General features: G+C 51.6%; 1 protein-coding gene. It reads right to left on the bottom strand.

The genetic code is table 11. The features are described from left to right. On the bottom strand, window positions 1–377 hold a 377-nt coding region (locus ACFPOH_RS10720; protein ID WP_465270743.1), incomplete at its 3' end, for a transposase. Between the last annotated feature and the right edge of the window lie 127 nt (window positions 378–504).

Genomic DNA, 504 nt, shown 5'->3' with positions numbered 1-504 from the left:
GCCCATGGGAGGCGGTTTTTCCCGACCGTGACGGTCGTCGAATCCACCACCCGAAGCGGTTTGGGAAACCGAAGCGAACGGCGGGTTTGGCGGTTGCACTTGGAAATGATCAACGCCAACAAGCGTTTCATGATGTCATAGGGAACTTCTTTCGCTTTCTTGGATACAGTTGAATAATGGAATCGCGGCAATCCATACAGAGGCCCCACATCGGCTCCGTGGCGAAAGCTTTTCCATTGATGCATGGCGGCCAGCAGGAAGAAGTGAATCAACTCGCGCAACGTAAAGGTTCGAGACGAATCACGATACCCAACCGCTTCGGCAATCAGTTGAATCTCTTCATCCGAAAGTGTGAGTAAAATATTTGTGGGTGACATTCCGAAATGATCCCCGACGAGGGTTGCGAACTTTTGTTCGCGACGCTCGTCGGGGCCACCAAGCGAAGCGCGGTAGAAAAAAGCAAATGTCATGCAAAAAGGACTCTCTCCCTGCTATGATGGTGAT

The sequence above is a fragment of the Ureibacillus suwonensis genome (genome assembly GCF_042655065.1).
GTDB classification, from domain to species: Bacteria; Bacillota; Bacilli; order Bacillales_A; family Planococcaceae; genus Ureibacillus; species Ureibacillus suwonensis.
The sequence above is the reverse complement of the archived record's forward strand: the minus strand, read 5'-3'. Positions and strand labels throughout refer to the sequence as shown.